The organism is Bradyrhizobium sp. BLXBL-03 (assembly GCF_051853015.1).
Classification (GTDB): domain Bacteria; phylum Pseudomonadota; class Alphaproteobacteria; order Rhizobiales; family Xanthobacteraceae; genus Bradyrhizobium; species Bradyrhizobium manausense.
In genome coordinates, this window is the sequence record NZ_CP182470.1 from 905,957 (window position 1) to 924,931 (window position 18,975).

Annotated in this window: 22 protein-coding genes; 17 read left to right on the top strand and 5 right to left on the bottom strand. The window is 59.0% G+C overall.

What is annotated here, in order from left to right; all coding sequences use genetic code 11:
• From ACNJX9_RS04315 to ACNJX9_RS04335, 5 genes are all read left to right on the top strand, one after another.
• On the top strand, positions 1-615 hold the full coding sequence (locus ACNJX9_RS04315) for a ferric reductase-like transmembrane domain-containing protein (RefSeq protein WP_439407920.1): 615 nt from the start codon (positions 1-3) through the stop codon (positions 613-615).
• A gap of 1,346 nt (positions 616-1,961) precedes the next feature.
• On the top strand, positions 1,962-2,450 hold the full coding sequence (locus tag ACNJX9_RS04320) for a Crp/Fnr family transcriptional regulator (RefSeq protein WP_057759805.1): 489 nt from the start codon (positions 1,962-1,964) through the stop codon (positions 2,448-2,450).
• A complete protein-coding gene (locus ACNJX9_RS04325; protein WP_439407921.1) occupies positions 2,447-3,127 on the top strand; it encodes an HAD-IA family hydrolase in 681 nt (226 codons plus the stop codon). The genes ACNJX9_RS04320 and ACNJX9_RS04325 overlap by 4 nt, the downstream gene beginning before the upstream one ends.
• Positions 3,128-4,166: 1,039 nt before the next feature.
• Positions 4,167-5,183: an Hsp20 family protein gene (locus ACNJX9_RS04330; RefSeq protein WP_439407922.1), complete on the top strand. Its 1,017-nt coding sequence runs from the start codon at positions 4,167-4,169 to the stop codon at positions 5,181-5,183.
• A gap of 23 nt (positions 5,184-5,206) precedes the next feature.
• Positions 5,207-6,130, top strand: coding sequence for a metallophosphoesterase family protein (locus ACNJX9_RS04335; protein ID WP_439407923.1), 924 nt, complete (start codon positions 5,207-5,209; stop codon positions 6,128-6,130).
• 162 nt (positions 6,131-6,292) lie between these two features.
• Here ACNJX9_RS04335 and ACNJX9_RS04340 read toward each other — a convergent pair whose 3' ends face one another.
• Both ACNJX9_RS04340 and ACNJX9_RS04345 read right to left on the bottom strand, forming a co-directional pair.
• Positions 6,293-6,748 (bottom strand): hypothetical protein, encoded by a 456-nt coding sequence (locus tag ACNJX9_RS04340; RefSeq protein ID WP_439407924.1) that lies wholly within the window; start codon positions 6,746-6,748, stop codon positions 6,293-6,295.
• Between the two features lie 12 nt (positions 6,749-6,760).
• On the bottom strand, positions 6,761-6,982 hold the full coding sequence (locus tag ACNJX9_RS04345; protein ID WP_439407925.1) for a helix-turn-helix transcriptional regulator: 222 nt from the start codon (positions 6,980-6,982) through the stop codon (positions 6,761-6,763).
• A 76-nt stretch (positions 6,983-7,058) separates the two neighbouring features.
• Here ACNJX9_RS04345 and ACNJX9_RS04350 point away from each other — a divergent pair, with 76 nt between their 5' ends.
• The 7 genes from ACNJX9_RS04350 (at position 7,059) to ACNJX9_RS04380 (ending at position 13,577) form a co-directional block, all read left to right on the top strand.
• Positions 7,059-7,826 carry a hypothetical protein gene (locus ACNJX9_RS04350; protein ID WP_439407926.1) on the top strand — a complete coding sequence of 256 codons (768 nt, stop codon included), beginning with the start codon at positions 7,059-7,061 and terminating at the stop codon, positions 7,824-7,826.
• A 98-nt stretch (positions 7,827-7,924) separates the two neighbouring features.
• Positions 7,925-8,119, top strand: coding sequence for a hypothetical protein (locus ACNJX9_RS04355; RefSeq protein WP_439407927.1), 195 nt, complete (start codon positions 7,925-7,927; stop codon positions 8,117-8,119).
• Between the two features lie 69 nt (positions 8,120-8,188).
• Positions 8,189-8,482 carry a hypothetical protein gene (locus ACNJX9_RS04360; RefSeq protein WP_439407928.1) on the top strand — a complete coding sequence of 98 codons (294 nt, stop codon included), beginning with the start codon at positions 8,189-8,191 and terminating at the stop codon, positions 8,480-8,482.
• Positions 8,482-10,647 (top strand): AAA family ATPase, encoded by a 2,166-nt coding sequence (locus tag ACNJX9_RS04365; protein WP_439407929.1) that lies wholly within the window; start codon positions 8,482-8,484, stop codon positions 10,645-10,647. The genes ACNJX9_RS04360 and ACNJX9_RS04365 overlap by 1 nt, the downstream gene beginning before the upstream one ends.
• A gap of 393 nt (positions 10,648-11,040) precedes the next feature.
• A complete protein-coding gene (locus ACNJX9_RS04370) occupies positions 11,041-11,418 on the top strand; it encodes a hypothetical protein (protein WP_439407930.1) in 378 nt (125 codons plus the stop codon).
• A 96-nt stretch (positions 11,419-11,514) separates the two neighbouring features.
• Positions 11,515-12,171, top strand: coding sequence for a recombinase family protein (locus tag ACNJX9_RS04375; RefSeq protein WP_439407931.1), 657 nt, complete (start codon positions 11,515-11,517; stop codon positions 12,169-12,171).
• A gap of 1,052 nt (positions 12,172-13,223) precedes the next feature.
• Entirely contained in the window at positions 13,224-13,577 is a 354-nt protein-coding gene (locus ACNJX9_RS04380) for a response regulator (RefSeq protein WP_439407932.1), read from the top strand.
• Between the two features lie 269 nt (positions 13,578-13,846).
• On the opposite strand, the gene ACNJX9_RS04385 is transcribed toward ACNJX9_RS04380, so the two are convergent.
• Positions 13,847-14,017, bottom strand: a complete 171-nt coding sequence (locus ACNJX9_RS04385; RefSeq protein ID WP_439407933.1) for an RNA polymerase sigma factor region1.1 domain-containing protein — start codon at positions 14,015-14,017, stop codon at positions 13,847-13,849.
• A gap of 68 nt (positions 14,018-14,085) precedes the next feature.
• Between ACNJX9_RS04385 and ACNJX9_RS04390 the strand changes: the two genes are divergently transcribed.
• The 5 genes from ACNJX9_RS04390 (at position 14,086) to ACNJX9_RS04410 (ending at position 16,756) form a co-directional block, all read left to right on the top strand.
• Positions 14,086-14,388 carry a hypothetical protein gene (locus tag ACNJX9_RS04390; RefSeq protein ID WP_439407934.1) on the top strand — a complete coding sequence of 101 codons (303 nt, stop codon included), beginning with the start codon at positions 14,086-14,088 and terminating at the stop codon, positions 14,386-14,388.
• A 27-nt stretch (positions 14,389-14,415) separates the two neighbouring features.
• Positions 14,416-14,616, top strand: a complete 201-nt coding sequence (locus ACNJX9_RS04395) for a hypothetical protein (RefSeq protein ID WP_439407935.1) — start codon at positions 14,416-14,418, stop codon at positions 14,614-14,616.
• Positions 14,617-15,475: 859 nt separating this feature from the next.
• Positions 15,476-15,643, top strand: coding sequence for a hypothetical protein (locus ACNJX9_RS04400; protein WP_439407936.1), 168 nt, complete (start codon positions 15,476-15,478; stop codon positions 15,641-15,643).
• Positions 15,640-16,377: a hypothetical protein gene (locus ACNJX9_RS04405; RefSeq protein WP_439407937.1), complete on the top strand. Its 738-nt coding sequence runs from the start codon at positions 15,640-15,642 to the stop codon at positions 16,375-16,377. The genes ACNJX9_RS04400 and ACNJX9_RS04405 overlap by 4 nt, the downstream gene beginning before the upstream one ends.
• Positions 16,370-16,756, top strand: a complete 387-nt coding sequence (locus ACNJX9_RS04410) for a hypothetical protein (RefSeq protein WP_439407938.1) — start codon at positions 16,370-16,372, stop codon at positions 16,754-16,756. The genes ACNJX9_RS04405 and ACNJX9_RS04410 overlap by 8 nt, the downstream gene beginning before the upstream one ends.
• Before the next feature lie 21 nt (positions 16,757-16,777).
• On the opposite strand, the gene ACNJX9_RS04415 is transcribed toward ACNJX9_RS04410, so the two are convergent.
• Together ACNJX9_RS04415 and ACNJX9_RS04420 are read right to left on the bottom strand one after the other, a co-directional pair.
• Positions 16,778-18,184 carry a pentapeptide repeat-containing protein gene (locus tag ACNJX9_RS04415; protein WP_439407939.1) on the bottom strand — a complete coding sequence of 469 codons (1,407 nt, stop codon included), beginning with the start codon at positions 18,182-18,184 and terminating at the stop codon, positions 16,778-16,780.
• Positions 18,185-18,227: 43 nt separating this feature from the next.
• Complete coding sequence (locus ACNJX9_RS04420) at positions 18,228-18,902, bottom strand: hypothetical protein (protein WP_439407940.1); 675 nt, start codon at positions 18,900-18,902, stop codon at positions 18,228-18,230.
• Positions 18,903-18,975: the final 73 nt, after the last annotated feature.

Below are 18,975 nucleotides of genomic sequence, written 5' to 3' on the forward strand. Positions count from 1 at the left end.
GTGAAGGGCGGAAGATTTCTGATCTGGCCCGCCCTCGCTGTGGCCATCGGCGTGCCGATCGCACTCGCCGCGACGAGCGAGCAGCTCGCTTGGCGCGGCCCGGTCTACATCCTCGCCGGCTTCGCGGGGATCATCGCCCTCGCCCTGGTGCTGGTCCAGCCGCTGCTGATCGGCGGAGTTCTGCCGGGACTGTCGGCGTATCGCAACCGGCGCGTCCATCACTGGATCGGCGGCGTGCTGGCCTTCGCGGTGGTGATCCACGTCGGCGGCCTCTGGTTCACCAGCCCGCCCGACATGATCGACGCGCTGACTTTCTCGTCGCCGACGCCATTCTCTCCCTTTGGCGTGATCGCCATGTGGGCGATCTTCGCCGTTGCGCTGCTGGCGGGCTTGCGTCGGCGGCTGGGCCTGCGGCTGCGAACCTGGCGCATCGTCCATATCCCGCTCGCGATCGTCATCGTCGTGTGCGGCGTGGTCCATTGCCTGCTGATCGAGGGGACGATGGAGACCATCTCGAAGGCGGCGCTGTGTGCGCTCGTGCTCGCGGCAACCGGCAAGGTCATGGTCGCCTTGTGGCGAAAGCGGGTGCTGCGCGGCGGCGAATTGAGTTCGTAGCCCGGATGGAGCGAAGCGTAATCCGGGACCACTGTATCCGCGGCTGACGGCCCCGGATTGCGCTCCGCTCCATCCGGGCTACGTCGCTTCGGCGGTCTCACCGACGCGGCGGTGAGCTGAGTTCGTAGCCCGGATGGAGCGTAAGCGTAATCCGGGACCACTGTATCCGCGGCTGACGGCCCCGGATTGCGCTCCGCTCCATCCGGGCTACGTCGCTTCGGCGGCCTCACCGATGCGAGCGAAAGCGGGCGCTGCGCGGCGGCGAATTGAGTTCGTAGCCCGGATGGAGCGTAAGCGTAATCCGGGATCACCGTATCCGCGGCTGACGGCCCCGGATTGCGCTCCGCTCCATCCGGGCTACGCCGCTTCGGCGGCCTCACCGACGCGGCGGTGAGTTGAGTTCGTAGCCCGGATGGAGCGAAGCATAATCCGGGACCACTGTATCCGCGGCTGACGGCCCCGGATTGCGCTCCGCTCCATCCGGGCTACGCCGCTTCGTCGGTCTCACCGACGCGAGCGAAAGCGGGTGCTGCGCGGCGGCGAGTTGAGTTCGTAGCCCGGATGGAGCGAAGCGTAATCCGGGATCACTGTATCCGCGGCTGACGGCCCCGGATTACGCTCCGCTCCATCCGGGCTACGCCGCTTCGGCGGCCTCACCGATGCGAGCGAAAGCGGGCGCTGCGCGGCGGTGAGTTGAGTTCGTAGCCCGGATGGAGCGAAGCGTAATCCGGGACCATTGTATCCGCAGCCGAGAGCCCCGGATTGCGCTCCGCTCCATCCGGGCTACGCCGCTTCGGCGGCCTCACCGATGCGAGCGAAAGCGGGCGCTGCGCGGCGGTGAGTTGAGTTCGTAGCCCGGATGGAGCGAAGCGTAATCCGGGACCATTGTATCCGCAGCCGAGAGCCCCGGATTGCGCTCCGCTCCATCCGGGCTACGTCGCTTCGGCGGTCTCACCGACGCGCGAAAGCGGGCGCTGCGCGGCGGCGAATTGAGTTCGTAGCCCGGATGGAGCGAAGCGTAATCCGGGACCACTGTATCCGCGGCTGACGGCCCCGGATTGCGCTCCGCTCCATCCGGGCTACGTCGCTTCGGCGGCCTCACCGATGCAAGCGAAAGCCGGTGCCGCGCGGCGGCGAATTGAGTTCGTAGCCCGGATGGAGCGTAAGCGTAATCCGGGATCACTGTATCCGCGGCTGACGGCCCCGGATTGCGCTCCGCTCCATCCGGGCTACGTCGCTTCGGCGGCCTCACCGATGCGAGCGAAAGCCGGTGCTGCGCGGCGGTGAGTTGAGTTCGTAGCCGCTGCCATCTTGCCGCATCTGATGAGGAGACTTATCCTCGCGCCATGACGGCCAGCTCTCCCGATCTGAAAGCGTTCCTGCTCGCGACGCCGTTCTTCGGCGGTCTCACCGATGCGAGTCTCGACCTGCTGATCTCGATGCTGGTGGAATGCCGCTTCGATGCCGGCGCGACCGTGGTGGCGGAGGGGGAGCAGGGCCGCTCGATGTTCATCGTCAAGTCGGGCCGGCTAGCGGTCAGCAAACGGGCGGATTCGGGAGGCGCCATTCCGATCTCCGTCCTGGAGCGTGGTGATTTCTTCGGCGAGATGACGCTGATCGAAATGCAGAACCGTTCCGCCACGGTGGTTGCGGAGAGCGAGACCGTGCTGTACGAGCTTTCAGCGCAAAAGCTCTACGCCTGCTACAAGGCCGACATCCACGCCTATGTCATCGTCCTGCAAAACATCAATCGCGAGCTGTGCCGGCGGCTAAGGCGCGCCGACAATCGCATCACGAGGCGTCAATTGGGCGATGAGGACACCTCCGCGAGATGAATATACGCTTAACTCCCGAGCTCATTATTTTCGATTCTGACGGCGTTCTGGTCGACAGCGAGGTCATCGCCCTCACGGTCTTCGCCCGGGTCGCAGCCGAGGAGGGCGTCGCGATCAGCGTCGAGGACGCCATCCGGTCATTCCGGGGGGTGAAGATGGCCGATTGCGTGAGCGAGATCGAGCGTCGTCTCGGCCGCGGCGTCCGGGAGACTTTCGTTGCCGACGTTCGACAGGCAATGGCGCTCGCCTTTGATGCCGAACTGAAGCCCGTCGAAGGAATTCATGACGCGCTGGCTGAGATCAAAGTTCCGGTCTGCGTGGCGTCCAACGGGCCGATGTCGAAGCTCACGCATGCGCTCGGATTGACGCGGCTTCTTGCGCACTTCCAGGGCCGCATTTTCAGTGCCTACGAGGTCGGCTCGTGGAAGCCGGATCCCGGCCTGTTCCTGCATGCCGCGCAAACGATGGGTGCTCATCCCTCGGCCTGCGTCGTCGTTGAGGATTCGTTGGCCGGAGCCCGCGCAGCAAAGGCCGCGGGAATGAAAGTCCTGGGTTTTGCCGGAGGTCATCCGGGCGCCGCGCAGGAGTTGGCCGCGATCTGCGACGACGTCTTTCACCGCATGGGCGATCTGCCTGCGTTGCTCGCTGATCCCGTGGAGAGCGAGGGTAGTGCGTAGGATGGTTGAGCCCTTGCTAAACCTGATGGCTTTCGCAATCTGCGAAGCAGCTCGCTGTTACGGCAACGCCAAGGAGTCGTAGCCCGGATGGAGCGAAGCGCAATCCGGGACGTATGTGTCTGCGCCCGATGACCCCGGATTACGCTTGCGCTCCATCCGGGCTACGCATGTCGCCTCATCCTGCGGGATGGCTCCCTAAGCGGCTACAGCAACGCCAATGAATGCAGCGAATTTCTATGAAGGCCGAAGGCCACCAGGCCGGCGAGAAGTAACGCAGTCCCAGTCACGATCAGGCAAAACGCAAACACTGTCGGAAGCCCCTGGTTCGTCTTGAATGGCCGGGAGGATAATAGATAAAATTTTACCGACAATCGAAAGGAACAATTAACCTTACTTGGGCGGTCGAACACGCGGTGAGTGGGATGGGTAGAGCGCAGCGAAGCCCATCGTGTTCGTAGCCCGGATGCAGCGAAGCGCAATCCGGGAGGACCAACCCGCCGGGCAAAACACCCCGCTTTCTACCAAACCCCGTCAATCCCCTTTCGCAAAAATATTCCACTTTACCGAAATTCGGTTTTGCGGCATTCTCCCGGCATCCCGGCCCGGTGGAGAGGGGCGATCGTACGTCGTCGCGAACGTGGGCCGGGGAAGCGGTGGACGCAGCAAGCGCCGGCGCGGATGTGAGGGCAGGGCGGGCGGAGGATTGAGCCGAACCCCGTGAGCCCGGCACAAGCCGTGTCGTACGAACGGCGCCTGTCTCTGACGACGCTCTCGGGCCAAGCCGGCTTGTCCGGCGAAGCCGGCAGGGCGGAGACGGAGCGCTGCGTACGGCAAAACCGTGTGGTCCTGGCCGCAAGCACTATTCTCGGTCGCATTGAATTGCAGAAAATGCAATTATTATCAGCGGCTTACGAGGTGTGAGCTGACGACGGAGGGCCGGCTGCCAAACTTGGCAGGCCCCAATAGGCCCTAGTTTCAAGCATAGGCAGAATAATCTACATTGTTTGGGTACGCTTCTTTCCCTAGAGGAGCACCGCCTTTGGGTATTCGACGATATGTGGACGTCTCAACCTTTGTAAACGCAGACGCTAAGAAGACGGCTAGGGCCTTTTTTAGCGCGCCTCATGGCGCCCCCAAAGGCGCGGAAGACTTTCCTCCTTATAACCTGGAGATGCTCAACGATGGCACCCAGCGTCTCCGTATTACGTTGGCGGTCCCCGGTTTTAGGCGCGAGCAACTGGATGTGACCTTTAAAGAAAACCGTCTTGTTATCACTGGGAGAACGACACGCGAAAGGGCATCGGCATTCGTCGAACAGGGCATACCTGAGAGCCAGTTTACGCGCACGTTTTTGCTAGACGAAGCAATGCGCGTAGGTGGGGCAGACCTCGCTGACGGCCTGTTGTCAATTGATATTGCCTACGAAGTCACTGAAGGAAATCCATCGAAAGCGCCATATAGTTCGACAAGCAAGCAAGGCGGCGTTCCGATTCCAACTAATGCGACCTCCGTGGTCGAGGAGTTTACGCCCAGTGACGATTTAATCGAGATCGCTCATAATGGCCTCCTTGGGCAGTTAGAAATTCTGCGCGCTAGTAGTTCAGATGAGGCATCCACTCCACCCTCTTTCGAATATGCGCGAGCCATCTTGGCTGGACGAATATTTGAGGTGATTGCCTCGCGCGCGCGTCGAGTGAAGCTCGGTGTGCTGAGCCAACGAGCCCTGAGCATTGGAAACGCTTTCGACTATGGTTTTGTCCAGGAGCTAAGCGACCACATACCGATCCGTATCGATCAAGGGACCGAATTTTTCTCATACTTACTTAGAGAGTTGACCGACTTCTTGAGACGTGGAGGCAGGGTCGCAGGACGATGGGGCCAACTCACGATCAATGACGATGGGATCACTATTTCTGAGATTGATGATAGCGGCATCCAATCCACTGCCCCGCTCACTGCGACCCAAGCCAACGAAGTGTTAGAAAGACGGGGCGCCTATATCGGTACAGAGACATCGGAAGATGACAGCAATCTGCCCAACAAAAGTTCTTGCTGATGTCCGTATGCCGCATCCTACATATGACAGATCTCCACATCGCCATTCCGCCGGAAGGAAACAGTTTCGGCCAGCGAACAGTGTGGCGTGCTCGGGAACATGTTTATCCGAGCCGAGCTAATCCCTACGCTCTCGAAGCAGCTGCGGAATTCGTTTGGGAGCATCGGAGCGAGATCGACTTAGTATTGATCACGGGCGACGTCGCGGATGATGGAATTCAACGGAATCTCGACGCGGCTTATGGCTACGTCACAACGCCTGCGGCGGATAGCTGGTTTACTACTCCGTTTGCACCGACCCTCAACGCCAAATCGGGACGGGCGCCGCCCTTTGTCATTATGCCAGGGAATCATGATCGTTTTCGTCCCGCTGGCCGCACGCCAGGAGGAACGGCTTTCGATAATACTTTTAGCGAATATTGGCAGACTGGTCTGGGCGGTGTTCAGTCCTACAGGTTCGAAAAAGAGGAAGGCGATACGACTGTCATTCTACTAGCCGCAGACTTTTGTTTGAAAAAACTGAGCGATGCGACCGTCTATCTCGGACAAGGCTACGCTTATGAGGACGTCATCACTTCATTGGAAGTACAGACACAAATGATACGGTCTGCGGAGCCGAAGGCAGGTGTAATTTGGCTCTCGCACTTCCCGCCGCTCCTTGATGTTGATCATGGGTTGATGCTTCGGCATTCCGAGCGATTGCTATTGGCGGCCCGACGCAATGGCATTCGGTTCATAATTTCTGGTCATTTGCATCGCAACCAGATGAACTCATACTCCGACGTTGACGTTATATGCACGGGGACCGCTTCTTGCATGGGGGCGGGCGAATTGCACGGTTATTGGATGCAGCGGCTCGACGTGGACGTGGGACCTACCGGTGAAGTATCAATTGCTCCAGTGAGGTACAGATACCGGCACCAAGATAGCGCATTTTTGAAGCAATAGACTCTCGCGTGTTATGAACCGCAGCACTTATCTGGGTTAAGTGAAGAACGTCGAAAACGTCCTTTGCCCCGACCACGATTGGGTCGAACTCGTTGACGGCGTTCTGCCACGCCACGATCTCGTCCTCGAACCAGACCCGCCGGTTCGGGCTGATCGCCGCCTTCAATCGAACCAAGATGGGATGTCGCTTGGCCTGATCAACAGTTCGGCGCCATCATTTGCGGCCTCGATGGCTCCTCTCCAAAATCGTATAAACGGCTTCGCGCGATCAAGGAGAAACAAGAGTAGCAGGTCGTGCTCATATCCGTCCTGTTTGGATTTGAACAGCGGGGGCTGAGTGTGACCTCCCAGCTTTCCTACGTAGGCAGCGCAGGCGTCGAACGACTCATCAAGCGCGGCCAATCTTTGTTGCACTAGGTTCCACTCGCTTGGTGAGCCAGCTTTCGGCCCGGCAGTGTAATCGTCAAATGCGCGCTCGAACGCGTCATGAGCATTCATCAGGCGGGTCCAATGTCGAACGAATTTCGGTCTGCATACGCACGTCTCGACAGGTGTGTTGAGCGGGAGGTTCTTCGCCTTGAGGACGCGCGCATCCGCGATGCTTGCAACCCTGTCCATGAGACCTTTCCTTCATGCCGGAATGTTCGAGCTACGCCGCCGTCCCTTGCCCCGACCACGGTTGGGATTGAACTCATTCACCGCGCGCTGCCACGCAATGATCTGATCTTCATACCAGACGCGGCGGTTCGGGCTAATGTAGGTGGACTTCGGAAATCTACCCTCCTTCTCCATTCGATAAAGCGTGGTGCGGCTAATGGGGATGATTTCGAGCACCAAGGCTTCATTGATCATCCGCCGAGGCGCGGAACCCCGTTCCCCCTCGCGTCGGTTAGCTCGGGCTTGCTTTGCTGCGGCCATATGGAGCACCATGCATCGCCGTGTTGTTTCGGCTTGTATTGTGTCGAAGCCTCACGGGCGAGTACAGGAAAAGCAGCGACTTACTTTCCGGTCGCTGCATGTCGGTGCTGGCCGCATGAAGCAAGACAGAAAGACTTCCGACGATGAATTGATGCAGCGGCTCTTGGCTGCTATCGGCTTAGGTCGCGTCGGCCGCCCTCAGCGCGCCGACTTGGTAGAGCAGCTGAATGTCATCCGGCGCGACTATCGGACTAGGTTTCCAAGAACGGCCTTGGCTGCTCGCCTTGATGAGCGGCAGGTGAGGCAGCGGCGCGAGATTCTGAAAACAAGTCGCGCGGCCATGATTAAGCTTCGCAGGAAGTGGGAAAAGGTCGACGCTGGCACAAAGCACGAGATCGCCAGCGCCGGATTGGCCCGCATGGAGCTTGATCATGCTCCGCTCTATCCTGATGAGGAAGAACACTACCTCGCGCTGGTCGATCCCGAGTTGTTGGAGCAGGTATTGCGGACCATGGAGCTGAACATTCATTATTATCTTCGTATGAGAGCGGCCGACTACCATAAAAGGCCCATTCGGAGACTTCTCGTCGAACCGTTTCTGCAAGCTCTGCATTCCCGTGCATTGTTGGAAAACGATCTCCCTCTGAGTGGCAAGATGGAATCGTTCTTCGACTGGGTCGGTGTAAAGCAGGAGGATCGCCCTAAAGGCGTTCCAGCAATTTCAAGAAACCTGAAGCAACGTTTCGCAACGGCCAAATGGCGAGCCACAGTCAGGTAGAGAACGCAGCTACCGGAAAGTCAGTCGCCGCTTTTCGTCGACAGGCTGTCCCGCTGCACTCACCCTAACGGCATCGAGTCGCCCTGGAGGGTTTGCAAATGCAAAAGATGCCGCCGCTGAAGCGCATGCCGATTTCGCTCCCGCACGACCTGCATGCGGCGTTCAAGGCCAAATGTGCACGGGAGGGCGTGCTGATGTCCGCGACGATCCGGAAGTTGTTGGAACGTGAATGCTCCGTCAGGGGGGCGCCGGTTGCCAAACCCTCGCGTCCCGCGCGTGAGGTTCGCGCCTAAAACGAAAAGACCGCCAAGGGGGCGGCGGCGACGGACACCCAGATCCAGCTTTTTAGTAAGGAGGGCATCATGAGCATGATGTCCAACGATGGCGCGCGTCCGCTCGTGGTCGTGATCCACCAGATTTCCAACGACCGCCGCGGACGCCGTCGGTTCATGGCGACGATGAACGGCCGAGTCCTGTGCGACGCCACGCCGAACCCCATCCCCTGCGCGGCTGCCTGCTTGCTGAGGCGGGGTTTTGATCCGTCGCAGCTCATCATTTTCCAGGATGCCGTGACCGACTTTGAAGAAAGCTTGTCGATTGCCGAGGCGCTTGCGCTCGACGATGTCGTGGTTCCGTTGATGCGCGGGAGGCGATGATGCTGGACTATAACGACGCGCGACCACAGGAAGAACCGCCGCGGCGCAAGAGCGGACGCGTTCGCGGCTGCGACAGCTTCAAAATCAGCGTCGCCGATATCAAGGAGCGGCTGCATGAGGACGTCCGCGGCTTCGTGCAGTGGCTCTATTCGGGTCGCGCCTTCCTGCACCGTCACGAAGCCCGCATCGGCAACATCTATGGCGAGCCCGGCTCATCGCTGGTGATCGAGCTGGGAGGCCGCAACGTCGGGCAGTGGTACGACCATGCGACCGATCAGGGCGGCGACATCATCTCGCTCTATCGCGGCTTCATGGGCTATCAGGGCGTGCAGGATTTCGACCGCTCGATCCGCGAGATCGCGGCCGACTACTTCCATGACATCGAGCTTGATCAGCCGGCATGGACCGCCGCGCGCCGGATCACACCGTCGGAGAAGATCGCCGCCAACAAGAAGCAGTGGGGCGACAAGCCGAAGGATGAGGCGGAGATCCTGGGGCCGCCGGTTGCGACCTATCGGTATCTCGACGTCAACGGCAACGTCATTGCGGCCGTCACGCGCTACGAGCCGAAGACGTTCCGGCCGTGGTGCTTCCGCGAGATCGACGGGGAGCAGAAATGGATGATCGGATCGCCGCCGGTCCGGCCGATCTATCATCTGCCGGAGGTCTCCAAGTCCGACATCGTCGTCCTGGTCGAGGGCGAGGGCAAGGCCGACGCGCTGGCAACGTTCGGCGTGGTGACGACGTCGCTGATGGGCGGCGCCAACGCGGTGACGAAAACGGACTGGACCCCGCTCAAGGGCAAGAAAGTAGTGGTCTGGCCCGACAATGACGCGGCCGGTCGCAAGTTCTGTACCGACGCCACGGCCACCCTGCTCTCGATTGGATGTAAGGTGCTCGTCGTTCAAATCCCTGCCGGCAAGCCGGAGAAATGGGATTGTGCCAATTGTATTAGCGACGGCGAAGATCCGCTGGCGTTGCTCATAACGGCGATAGAAGTCGCCGGTAACACCGACGCCGACGGATTAGACGACAGCGCGAAAGGTACCAACGGCTCGAATGCCGACGCATCAGGTGGCGCTGCCGGCGCGGGCAATACGTCGCAAAGCGATCAGCAGTCCGGAAAACAGCAGCGCAGGCGGTTCGAGCGACTCAACGTCAGGCAGATCAAGGCGAAGCCTGATCCGGTCTGGCTGGTCGAGAATCTGATCAACGAAAATTCGCTCGGCTTCATCTATGGGCCGCCTGGCAGCCTCAAGACCTTCATCGCGCTGGACATGGCGCTATCGTTTGCCTCCGGTCAGGCCCAATGGTGGGGCCGCGCCATCGCGCGCAAGGGGGCCGCGATCTATCTCTGCCGCGAGGGCTCCTCCAGCCTCAAATTCCGGATCATGGCTTGGGAGAAGCACCGCAAGGCCGCTGCTGGGGATGCACCGTTCTATCTGATCGAGGCCCCCGTCAACTTCATGAGCTGGGACGATATCGACGCGCTGGCGGCGACGGTCGAAGACGTCGCCACCGAGATCAACGGACCGATCTCATCAATCTTCGTCGACACCGTCAGCCGCGCACTGCCCGGCGCTGAGGAGAACTTGCAACGGGATGTGAGCCTGTTCGTGGGCGCTTGCGAGGCGCTTCAGAAGGCGTTCGGCTGCATCGTAGTGGGGATCCATCACACCAACGCCAGCGGCGGCTTCCGCGGCTCGACGGTAATGCCGGCGGCCGGCGACTTCATCATCGAGGTCCGGCGGGAGGCCGGCGTCATGACCGGCAGCATCTTCGCGGCCAAGATCAAGGACGCCGAAGATGGTTGGGAGCAGAACTTCAAGGTCTCAAAGATCGAGCTTGACGACGATAAGGTCTCGCTGGTCGTCGACCCCGTGCACGACAAGGCCAAGCGCGAGGGCAAGACAAGCTGGCCTAGCCGGGCGGTCTGTCAGGAGATCCTGGCGGCGATCCACGAGCAGTGGGTGAAGAAAAATCCGTGGTGCTACGCGGGCAACACCTCCCGTGCCGCAGTGCCGATCATCATGACCCGATGGGGTCTCAAACGCGCGGTCGTGAAGGACATCCTGTCGAGCTGGACCGCCAACGGGATCATCGAGGAGGTGGTCTACGACACCAAAAACAAGCAGCGCGGATACCGCAAATTGGTCGATATTTGACGCCGGAAGTGACGCGGAAGTGACGGGAGGTCACACAGCAAGTCATTGATGCCGTGGCGGATTTGGATTTGCGGAAGTAACCGGATGTGGCCGGAAGTTGAGGGTGTAAGCCATTGATTCTGTTATGCGCGGAAGTAGCGGAAGTAACCGCCCCTACGGGGAGGCGCCGGTCAAATCCGGCGCCTCACGTACCTGATGGGGGCGACAACTAGAGAATGTGAGACGTTTTCAGAGATGGTGATGTAGCCGACGCCATCCCGGCCTCGCCGTGATCGGAAGCGGGAACTTTCGGCCGAGGTTAAGGCTGGACGCGAGCTGAGACAGGCGTAGGTTCACACGCGCCGTTCGGAGAAACGAGGCCAACACGGTTCTGTCTATTGAAGGCAACATGGCATGCCATCATCGCTCGCCAGCGCCGATCAGCGGCTCAAAAATCTGAGGTCCGGACGTGGTCGCCAATGGGGTTCGCGAAACCGCATCACGCGCGACCTTAAACAGGCTGTCATCGACGCAGCGATTGCCCATGGCAGTGATGGTCATGGCCGCGGCGGCCTGACCGGTTACGGTTTCTTTCTCGCGTCGCGACACCCAAAGGCCTTCGCGGGGCTGTTAGGGAAATTGCTGCCGCTTCAGGTTGACACCACCGTTACCTCGGTCGTGTCGGCGATCAACATCGTAAGTGTGCCCGCCGGATCGTTCATGGTGGCGGATGAGTCTATCGGCATCGGCGCCGAACGCGACCAGGATCTCAGGGAGGTCGAGCAAAGCTAGTTTCACGTGAAGCGCTCGACGCTCGTCCTTGCTTGACAAATCAGGCCGTCGCTGTCCATATTTCCTGAGAATTATGGACAACGGGGTAGAATCTCTATGGCGCGCAAGCGTTTACAGGCGGTTGCTTATCTAAGGACCAGCTCCGCGGCCAATGTCGATGGCGACAGCCAGACGCGCCAGCTTGTGGCTATTCGCGCCTATGCCAAGGCTGCCGGCATCGAGATCGTCGGCACCTATACCGACGACGCGGTACGTGGCGACAACAGCATCGAGAACCGCCCTGGCTTCGCCGAGATGATGCAGCGCCTCCTGTCGAATGGCGTTCGTACGATCGTTGTCGAGACCGCCAGCCGGTTCGCCCGCGACCTCATCGTGCAGGAAGTCGGGTTCGAGATGTTGAAGGACCGCGGTATCAATCTGATTGCTGCCGACAAGCCGGATGCGTTTCTGGACGACGGCCCCACGGCGGTGTTGATCCGCCAAGTGCTGGGTGCCGTCAGCCAGTTCGAGAAATCGATGCTGGTCAGCAAGTTGCGTGGCGCGCGCGAACGCAAGCGCGCGACCGGCGCCAAGGTCGAGGGCCGCAAGAGGCTCGCTGAAGCACGTCCAGAAACGACAGCGCTGGCCAGGGAGATGCATCGCGCGGGGTCGAGCCTCAGGGAGATCAGCGCCGAGCTGTTCGCTGACGGCCACGCCAACAGCAAGGGCCGGCCCTTCTCACCTCAGAGCGTCGCGAACATGCTTGCAGACTAATGGGGGGAGGGGTGCTTACCTCCGGCCGCTGAGCGACCTGGGCCGGCTCCCTCCCTACAAGTTTTCCCAAATCCGATGTGTTGCAGTACAACAAGCGTACCAACGCCAACGACCTCTACGCACGTCCAACGTCATCCCCACATCGCGCGGCAGCCGCTGCGTTTGGCGACTTCCCGCGCCAGGATCGCGCAAGCCCGTGGGGCGGCTCCCGAACTATCAGAGCTGGCAACGCCTCTCCAGGCGGCCAGCCGCCAGTTTCCCCCAGTGGGAGAATTCAGTCTCGCTGATGCTGAGCGCTCCCGCTCGCCGCGCTGGTCCAAATGGGTCAGCAACGCGCCGGCACGGCGCTCCGCTGCTCCTGTTATTTACTCCCGTGGGAGTAAATCCCAAAAATCGGCCAAACCTCAGGAACAGATCGCCGCGTTCTTACCGGCAGCGCGTCTCCGGTGGCGCCTGCTTTTCGAACTGACAACCGCGGTTGTAAATTCCGATTCGCTGCTGCACATCTAACTGAGCGCCCATTCTGCTCCAAAACGAACGGAAGCGAAGCCTGACCCAAAGTGGACATTCTGAAATCCCTATTTATGCTAACCGCGTGTATAGGCTGCTGGGCACAACTGCGGTAGTAAGGATGGGAAGGATCCGGCATGGGAAGTGCCCACAAGCCTAGCGCTGACGCCGCCATCCAGCTTTTGATGTGGGCGATCGAGGAGATCGAAAAGACCGGCGACGAAAAGGCACTACTTCATGCTCGCGCTGCCTTGGTGAGACTTCAGCGCATTTACTCCGCATCCACTGTGCTTCGGCGCGATGCAGGACCAGCGGCTCCTTGAGCTGGATCTTTTTGGATTCATTCACCACACGCTGGCTTCATCTTTCGGTGGCGCCGCTCTCCGGTCCCTCAATTTTTGATACGGACCCGTGTTTCTACGCTGTTCCAAGGTGCAATAGTGCGCCAATGTGGGCTGGCGCAAAGTGCCAGCCTTGGAGACCGTGCTCAGAACTCTGGTTCGAATCGCGGGTTTGATCCGCATCTTCCAAATGGGTAAGACGTGGCATCCGGTAGATCGGTCCTCCTCGTCGAAGATGAAGTTCTTATCCGCATGATGATAGCGGACATGCTCGATGAGTTGGGTCATGAGGTCGTCGCCGAGACAGGGAGTGTCGACGAGGCCCTTGGACTCGCTGCGCATGTTGATGTGGACTTCGCAGTCCTGGACGTCAGCCTCGCTGGAAGGCAGGTCACACCCGTTGCCGATCTGCTAGTAGCTCGCAAATTGCCGTTCTTTTTCGCAAGCGGTTACGGCTCCAACGGTCTGCCGAAGAAGTACCAACATCATCCAGCGCTTCAGAAGCCATTCCAGATGCAAGGTCTGGCTGAGATGATCGAAAACTTGCTGACGTGAGGTTTGCAGGCGAGAGGCAGGCGGACATGAACGCCGCATCACTTGCGCGCTTTTCTCCGTTCAAGTCTAACCCACATGGCTTCATCCGCAATTGCTTATTTGACTGACCGTTTCGTGTGGCGATCATGTCGCCTTCTGAGCCCGTCGCTGACCTACGCTAAGGACGCGGCGATGTCTGCTTCCGGGACGCGAGCCGACCAAGGAAGTTTAGGCTGCCGAGGGCAGCTTTTGACCCATTGCGGACCTACATGGTGCGTTGGAACTAAGTCTCAGTCTCCTTCAACCCAAATTTCAGCTTCGCTCAGAGTGCTGAGAATACGTTCGATGTCCTTGGAATCTAGAACTCGACTGTCACATAGTTGATTCAATTCATCGAAGGTGATCTTGCCGTTCCGTTCACCGATTTCGATGGCTCGCCGAATGATTTCCGGCACGTTCATGTTACTCTGCCCTTTCGTGGCCTCCACTATACGGGGAGAGAGTCGGTTTCCTGCGAGAGAGCCGAGTCTTGAGCGATAATGGCAGGCTCTTGGAAGGAAACTTCATGGCACCGCCCCGCATCACCTTGAATCTGGCTGCCGATGGTCTGTTTGAGATGTGGCTCAATCCTGAGGGCCGTGATCTTCTCGTGCAGAAGCTGCAAGCGCTAACAGCCGAGAACGAGCACTTTCATCTAGGCCCCGCGCCTACCGGAGAACTTGAAGTCGCCACTAAGCCTTATCGCGAAGGCGACAGGGTGCTTGAGTGGGGGAAGGTTTATCTGAGGATCGAAGAGTGGGACGAAAAATATTATCCTCACGTCCTCAAGTGAGCCGAAATGCGAGTCGAGGCAGTGTTCATGAACGAAAATCTCGATATGGCCGAGCGGTGTGCTCAAATTTCCCAGACCACGAGCGACACAACACTTCGCTCGATATTTGGTAGGATGTCCGAACTGTATCGTCAACTGCACGCGGAAGAGGAAAAACTTGCTGACTGGAAGAGCAAGCAAGACCCTTGGTCAACATTAGACTTCATTTTCAAGAAGCCCCGAGACTAGTGCAACGCACCGCAGTTGAGCGATACCGCCAGTTGGTCGCTACGCTTGGAAAGTGATGGGCGACGTCACCTGTTGGCTCGTTAAATTGCCGCACATATCCGGCTGATTTACCGTCCGATCTTCTTGATGCAAGTGGGCTCGCTGCTGGGGTGAGGTGTGCAATCCCAGTCCAGTCCAAAGCCGCTATTCGTCTTAGAAGTTGGAAACCAATAAAAGCCGAAAGCAATGAGGCACAGCAGAACGACGATGAATAGAATACCCATCACATCACCGCGCCTTGGATATGGCAGTGGCCATCTCATGGCAGCGTCTCAGCCTCCGTCCCGCTTTTCGCATGCAATCTGCGGCGCCGCGATGACAACCTGTAGGCGAAGCCCTCTTTCATCTCACTTAAGCGCTTAATTCAAATCGTGCTGATTATCGGCGATTGTCGCCTATTGGCCCATCTCCGACCTGGGCAGATTGATTTTTGATGTCCGGTGTCCAGCGTTGAGCCGAACTCATTTTCCGTGGTTTCATCGGCATCTTCGGCTTGCCTAGTGTCGGCTCTATCCCACCGCCCGTTGCGGGAAAACGCATCCACGGCCGTGAGCTGCGCGAACGCAGCGGCTCCGGGAGCTTCGACGGATTATCCGCCGATCCCGTTGGGCTGCCGAGGGGTCTCGGGTAATCGTCCTTGACGCTACACCGTCTCGGCAGGATGTTGGCGACGACCGGAGTCGCACGGCTTCCGGTGATGCAATCGCGGCGCACGCCGGATCGCGCGCCCACGGGAGGCGCCCACATGCCGCCAGATAGATCCAATATCCGAAAAGGCGCCGTACTAACCGGCGGCGCATATCCAGCACGCGTTGGGCGCTTGCCGCCCGACCTTTCGGAGACCTTCGCTGATGTGCTCGCGGAAGCCGGGCCGTCGCCGGCCGCTGCCAAGCTCGAAGCGCTCGCGGCTGAACGGGAAGACCTCGAAGCGCAGATGCTTGCGATTAAGAAGCGCATCGCGGAAATTCGGCGGAGAGCGTGCGAATGACCGGCGAAGCAATCCGGATGCGGCTCGAACTGAAACGCCTCGCGCGCAAGTATCGGATCGCGCCCGCGCAGTGCTCGCCAACCGCACCTCTACCGCCTGTCGACGGGGATTGGGTCTTCGAAGGCTTTGCGGCGCCGACAGTAATCGACCACGAACGCACCAAGTTCGCTCCTCATTGCTGGCTGCCATTCAAGTCCGACATTCCACTGTTGTATCGCCACGGCCGCCCGGCTGGTGAAGTCCTCAAAGTCCGCGCGACCGACGAAGGTTTGCATGTCCGCGCACTGGTCCGCGACAATGAATCGAAGCGCTGCACTCACTTCAGCGTCGCTGCGACGATCCACGGCTATCAACTCCGCGATATCGATGACGGCGAGCGGTTCCACGCACTGGTCACTTGCGCCACCTTGGACGAAATCACACTGACCAACGCTCCGGCCAATCCTGCCGCGATGGTGCTACACCGTTGCCGGCAATCGGCAGCAGTCGAGTTCTATGACATCGTCAAGCGCGGCATCGTCTGCGCGCAAGGCGTCGTCGCGGCCTTGCGCGTCATCAACGCCGCCCAATCTGTACCTCCGCAAACGGCCGTGGGTCTCCTCAAGCGATCCGTGCGCGACTTACCACGCTCTGGGCCAACACAAATCAAAGCGCCGACAAGGCCACGACCGAAAACTGAATTCAGAACTCTGGTCGACGCGATCAACGCAACATCGGGAGACGCACATGACTGAAGTCACCGGCACCGAGCTTCTTCGCCAAATCGCGGCAGCTCGCGTCAAAAAAGTCGACTACGCGCGTCTGGCAAAAAGCGTCGGGATTGCTCCGGACGATTTGCTCGATTTCTCACAGGCCCGCAAAAACCTGCCAGCTGACACGCTCTGCCGGCTCGCGACCGAAATGATGCAAGGTACGAGATACTATCCCGAGCAGGACTTGTTGGGTCCTCTGGAGCAGATCGAACCGAAGCCGCTGGGCATCAAGCCTGAACCGTTTGTGCCGGCACCGCGGACTTGGGCCGTCGGAGGGGCGCAAGGCCCAGGACCGCAGCCGGTGGTGCCAGAAAAGCACGCGGTGAAGCAATCTCGACCCGGATGGTTGGCCGGGTGGTGAGGCCGTCGCGCGGTTCACCGATCACTTCATGCGGAATCTGTTACGCAACGCCAAGCCAAGCAGAAAAAGAAACACGACGCCGGAAATCGACTGAACTGCGCTTATTGCGGCCGTCCAATTCGACAGACAGACGATCATTTCGGGCAATGCCAACAATTCGCGTTTGTCGGGTAGAAATACAAATATGTTTGCGAAACTCAGGCGCGCGGCGAGCTTAAGCGGCATCGAGTGTCCATTGCACAGCGGCGCGTTCGTATAGACGAGGATGCCTCCGGCAAATGACGCCATCAGCCAAAGCAAAGGCCTGCTAAAGCTATCACCGTAATGGCTTGAAATTTGGTAGAATAGGTTGAGAAGCCAGTTTCCCGAAAACACGCGAACTATTCCTCGGCGCGCCCGCAGTTCTCTGCGAAAAAACTTCTGTTCATCCTCGTGCTTCTTGAGCCGCTCCATCTCTTGCTTGAGGCGCTCATAAGCGTAGACCTGTTTCTGAGCGTCGCCTTTAGTCTCGGGCGGCCCTGGCCATGTTACGTCATGCCATTCGGTTGCCTCATGAAGAGTCGCGCCGCGAAAATCCGGAACCCGACTTTCGAATTGCGCGCGGGCAAAGTGCGTAACTCCTGTTAGCTTCGCGTTCACGAAGTGGATTTCGCGGGCGAACGTCGCCGAGCTAAAGTCGATTGGTCCGTGAAAGGTTGCCGAGCTGAAGTCGGTACTGCCGCAGAACGTCGCAGAGTTAAAGGCGCTCAACTGTTTGAATGTTGCATGGCTGAAATCCGCGCCGTCAGAAAAAATGGCCGCATCAAAGTGAGCTGCGTGGTGGAATGTGGTGGCTTCGAAGCCAGCCAAGTCCGAAAACACGACCGAATTGAATTGAGCCATGTTGGAGAATGACGCGCACCGAAAATCGGCATCTTTGGCGAACGTGACCGAGCTAAAGTCGGTGATATCGAGGAAAGTTGCCGATGCGAAGTCGGCGATTTTTGAGAACTTCGACGATGTGAAATTTGCGCCCGGCCCAAAAGAAAAGCCATTGAACGAAACATAACGGTCAAAGTAGGTCTGAGAAAAGTCAGGAATTCCGGCTCTTTCAGGCGGCAACAGTTTTTTGCTCGTTCTGCGCCTGAAGGCAGACACGAAGTTGGTTCGGTCGCCTTCAGGCATGTCGCCGAGCCATCGATTCCAAGACTGACGATTCTTCTCGGCAAGCTCCCTGTCGAACCCGTCCAGGGGCTGTTCACCGTGCAGGGTTGCAAGGCAGTACCAGGGATTGTCGTTGGCTGGTCGGAGTTTCGCTTCTGCTGTGTCTATTTCTGTCATGCCGCCGCCTTGTCTTACTTGTCCGCGCCGCGCATCACGATCCGGAGCGCGTCGTTGGGCAATGGTCGCTGCAATGCCTTCGCCTGGTTCCAAGGCGCTCGCATCCAAACATTGCGCTCCTCGTCGGTCGTCAGGGTGTAGAGGTTGCACATCAGGAGTTATCTGGCTCGCTGGCGTCGCCCTGTAAGCCCAGTAGCCCTCCCATCACCCCCGACAGGGCCGGCGGCGGTCGAATTCCGTGCAGAAGGTTGGCAAGCAAGCTCGCAAACCGTAGAAACATGAATGGTTTCAAGTAGACGAACGCTAGTCTCGACGTAATCTTCTGTTTCGTGCCCGACGAACTCGACATCAGGTCGCGCAGTATGGATAGCCCATCTCCCTGCTTGTCAGCGTCGTTTGCAGCATCATGAATGTTCTTCTGCATATTCGCGACGTCATGAGCGTAGTAATTTCTTACGCGCGCAAGAGCACGTATGAACTTAGCATTGTCATCGCTTATTATCTCCGATTTCAATGCAAGCCTAATCTTGGCCTCCAAATTCGCGCCGACCACGAATTCTGCCAACGCCTCGCCGCCGGGGAAGTTTACCTTTGGATGCTTCAGTGCTCTCGTCACAGACTGTTCGAGCGCATCTCCTAAAAGCGGCTCGATGGTCGCATGCATCTTGACGATAGCTAGAAAGTCGCTGTCCTGACGAATATTGGCGACAGTGCCGCGAGCGACCTTTAAGTAATCTTCTGCATCGCTAATCGTCGGCTCAACGGCGCGAAAAAACTGATCTAGTCCATCTGAAGAGGACGAACCGTCTTCGTTTAGGTTCGACATTTATGGCCTCACCGTTCTTCCAGCCACCACGTTGACGGCGGATGGCTCGCCGAAATCTGCGCGGTCCGCAGCG